Genomic DNA, 3,946 nt, shown 5'->3' on the forward strand with positions numbered 1-3,946 from the left:
AATTTTTTTAGATTAACCACCCTTCTACTCCATCTATCGGACACTCCTATTTACCTTGCTTTTAAATGACTTAAGCTAAGTTCAAAAAGGTGTCTTTTTAATTAAGCTCTTAAAATTTGGAACTTCACTTGATCAAATTTAAATTTATTAGATAGCCTAATTTAGCATAGACTAAAGGGTGCTTTGTGATAAAATTTTCGTACGCAGACTTTTTCAAGCTTATTTTATTTTTTTATTGCATTTCTGTATGGCTTTTTATCGATTGCCCCCCTTAAAACCCTAAAAAAAACCTCAAATTTTTATGATAAATCCTATAAATCTTTAAAAAGATTTTCTTAAAATGATAAATACTTTTACTGGAAATAACTGGTTAGCGCAGAGATAGGAGCAAAGAGTTAAGGGGGTAAAGATTTTGCAATCCTTAAGGTTATAGAAATGTTTTCTTAACAATTTATTAATATTTATTTAAATTAGGATAATAACTATTATTAAAAAAGGGGGTAAACAATGAAAATTAATGAAGCCTACAGAGCTGTTTATAAAGCAAGAAACTATTGTGATCATAACCAAAAAAAAAGCTTAACCCAGCAGGAACGTAAGCTACTTTGGATATGTTGTACTACCTTGCAAAACCCTACGAAAAGCACACTTACCCTTCAACAAAGCCATCAGCTTAAATATTTACTAAAACGTTTAGATGCTCTTCCTACTAAGCCTTGTGATACTATGCATCCCTTATGCAGGGTGTTTCTTATCCTTTTAAAAAAGATTGCTAATCTGTGCCATCTTAGAATAAGTCTTAGTAGATTAGAAAACAAACTGGAAGACACTTTCTCTACCTATATGAAAATTGAACCCAATTTGCTAGAAAAATTTATCCATATAAAAGCTGAATTAGATGCTAATGAAGATGAATTGCAAGCTCATAAAATTTTAAAAAGCATTGAATCTTTTTGCTTACTATCTGCCTATTCTTCCCATATTAATAAGGCATTTTTGCAAGGTGAATCCCCTCAAGCACTACGCCGTTTGATTTATGATAAGACGGGCCTTAAGCTTAATAAACAACCTCTCCATGCAAAAACAATTGAAGCTATCTCAAAGGCTCCCCAGATCCTTTATAAAAAATATTGTTATGCTCACCAGCGGGGAATAACTGATCTTTTCTTTAAAAAAGCATTTAACAAAAAAGATAAAAATTTTCAAACGAAATTAAACCGCCTTCATGCTTTTAAAGTGAAGAAAGAAAAAAATTAAGGGGAAAAGAGGAACTTATATGGAAAATATTTGAAAAGTTTATTAAAGAAGTGGAAAGGCATACCAAAAGTAATCGTAAAGAAAATAATTTTTACGCTGACTTTGCTACCCGAGCAAAATTTAACGATTATTTAAGGGAAGAACAGTTTATAGGCAAAAAGTACAGAAAGAATAATATAAAAAAGAAAATGACTCAGGAAAAAATGATAAAATTGGAAAAATATTTAGCCGGACTACTAAATATTTGGGAGGGGCAAGTAAATCCTAATATTCCTCTTAAACCTATTCTAAACAGGCCTAATTTTAATCGTATTAACCTCTTCAATCCGATTGTTAGACCTCCTAAATTTTTACCTATACTTGCTGATAATAAAACTACAGCAACTACTACCCCTCTGCAGGAAAAGATCATAGAAACAAATAAGCTAAATACTGTTTATCAAGAAATGCTGAAAGATCTCGAGCTCCTTCATTATGCTAGCAACCTAAGAACTTATCATCATATCAAACAAACCATTCATGGCTTCTTCAAGATTTACTCCAATCGCTCTCAACTTTGGGATTATTATCTTAAACATTCTTCTTATGATTCTGCAACCTATATACACGATCTAACAGGCGTCTACCTACATACCGAACAGACTAAAGATACAATAAAATTTTTAATTAAAACTTCGGCTAAATTATTCTTTAACACTTATCAAAAAGCCAAGGCTAATGCTCGTTTAAAGGAATTCTTCAACCAAGCATTTTCATCCTATAATTATTGCTTAGAAGCTCGCTATACATATCTGTGCGATAAATGGGTAGCCTCGGAATCTCAAAGCGCATGCCTAGAGAAAGAACCTCTAGCAGAAATAATGAAAATTGACCCGCATATCACTAAGGAAAAAAATATTGAAAAACTTGTTGAAATCTTTGAAGATTTGCAAGCAAGGCAATATGCTAAAGATCACGGAATAATAATAAATAAAGCTTGGAACAAGCCTGAGGGGCCTAAGTATCAAAAGGTTTTCAAAGATAATAAGTTCAACAGCTATTACAACGTCCACAACTTCGAACAAGCTTTATTAGTAGAGATGAAAATAGTAGGACAAAAATGTATGAATGGTACTTATACAGAAAAAGAAGTTAAAGAACTTATTCAAAAAATGGTAGACGCCGATATTATTGATTAATAGTATTATTAATACTTTTATTTTCAGCTTTAAAAAAGCCTAGTTACTTTTGATTGGCTCTTTTTCCTCTCTGTTCATTTATCGCTTAAATAGCCAAGTGAATGTCCTCAGAAATAGATGTGGCCTCCGCAATTATTAAGAAAAACTTACTGCCCCGTGGATGTTCTAAGCTTTTAAGGCTATTGGAGTGCTAAGTAGGCTAGGTCTTCTATAATTCTTAATTACCTTAAAGAATTGAAGGTTTACTTTAGACTTCTTGAGTAATTAAATTTCAATTTCATAGTTGTAGATCATCACCATAAGATTAAAGCGCAAGCCAAGCCTTCTTCTTCGATTTCTGTATCTATCGCTTATGATTTTAAATCTTTTCAAACTCCCAATCACATTTTCGTTTACCCCTCTTTCCGAAGATATTGCTTGGTTTGGCTTTTTTTCTTCCTGAGTTAACGGTTTTCTCTTTCTAGATTTTTTTGGTAGCCTGGAGTTTCTTTAAAGTTTTTTTATACCTGTATATCCACTATCGGTTATCGCGCAGCGGTTATCAGTCCAATCGGGTCGCCCAAGGGAACTTCCCCCTTAGGCTCCCACAGACACGTACGTGAAACTCCCGCTTCATACGGCTCCTATTGTTCTTCAAGCTTTCCAGCCTTTTCTCCACCCCCATAAGTTCCTCGTATTTCTACTTGACTTATTGAGTTGAATTGAACAATTCCAACCCCTTCGCGCCCTCTTCATTACAAAGACTTCCTCACTACTACGAGTTGGTCTGCCCCTCATACATGCTTCGATATTTCCCACTTTGTGTTCTTCACTTATATGGTTTTCTCTTAACATCATCTATGAGGTTCCCACGTTCTATATAAAAGCCTAGACTAAGTTCACGCTATCTTTATGCCGGACGCCATTTAGGCAGTAAACAGGTTTCCCCTAAATTTATCTTGGAAGGGTTTGCAGCCCCCAGTTTTGACGTCATTTGAGCAAGCTTTCGACACTTGGGTCAATAGTTCACTCTCGTTCGTCTCCTTAGTCCTCACCTGATATGTTTATCATACCTTTTCCTTAACGCTCACTACCTTGGCTTTTGACCAAAGCAGCTTAAGGTGGTTTGAAATCTCTTCCTACAAAGCGACTTCGAGGAGCCATTTTCCCTCATCTTTCATATAGTTACGCACATCTACGGTGTGCTCGCGGCACACGCGCACCTTGCTTTCTTTAAACAACTTATAATCATGCTTTTTACCATTGCTAAAGGCCGTACAAATAACTTTCCTACTCTTCTTATCGACTACCACCTGACTTTTTAGGGTATGCCTTTTCTTTTTTCCTGAATAGAAATGCTTCTGCTTGTCGTTGCGATTTCTTATCTTTTTTTTCCTTAGCTCTTCTCCTCTTAGGTCGCTCTACAGATGATTCTGATGCATCTATAAGCACTACTTCGTATTCACTCTCCTTTTCCAGAAGAGCTTTCTTTCCAGGAAGCGAAAATTCTCCACTTTTAATTAATGTGTTTT

At 34.7% G+C, this 3,946-nt stretch carries 2 protein-coding genes and 2 pseudogenes; 2 read left to right on the top strand and 2 right to left on the bottom strand.

Translation table 11 applies throughout. The annotated features are described in order from the left end of the window. Positions 1–507 precede the first annotated feature (507 nt). Both DB41_RS04700 and DB41_RS04705 read left to right on the top strand, forming a co-directional pair. Positions 508–1,257: a hypothetical protein gene (locus tag DB41_RS04700; protein ID WP_039384904.1), complete on the top strand. Its 750-nt coding sequence runs from the start codon at positions 508–510 to the stop codon at positions 1,255–1,257. 203 nt (positions 1,258–1,460) lie between these two features. Continuing rightward, positions 1,461–2,435, top strand: a complete 975-nt coding sequence (locus tag DB41_RS04705) for a hypothetical protein (protein ID WP_155117581.1) — start codon at positions 1,461–1,463, stop codon at positions 2,433–2,435. Positions 2,436–2,699: 264 nt separating this feature from the next. On the opposite strand, the pseudogene DB41_RS11645 reads toward DB41_RS04705, so the two are convergent. Both DB41_RS11645 and DB41_RS11900 read right to left on the bottom strand, forming a co-directional pair. Beyond that, a pseudogene (locus DB41_RS11645) lies at positions 2,700–2,966 on the bottom strand (transposase family protein); the annotation flags it as partial. A gap of 668 nt (positions 2,967–3,634) precedes the next feature. Beyond that, positions 3,635–3,946: pseudogene (locus tag DB41_RS11900) on the bottom strand (transposase); the annotation flags it as partial.

Source organism: Neochlamydia sp. TUME1, assembly GCF_000813645.1.
Classification (GTDB): domain Bacteria; phylum Chlamydiota; class Chlamydiia; order Chlamydiales; family Parachlamydiaceae; genus Neochlamydia.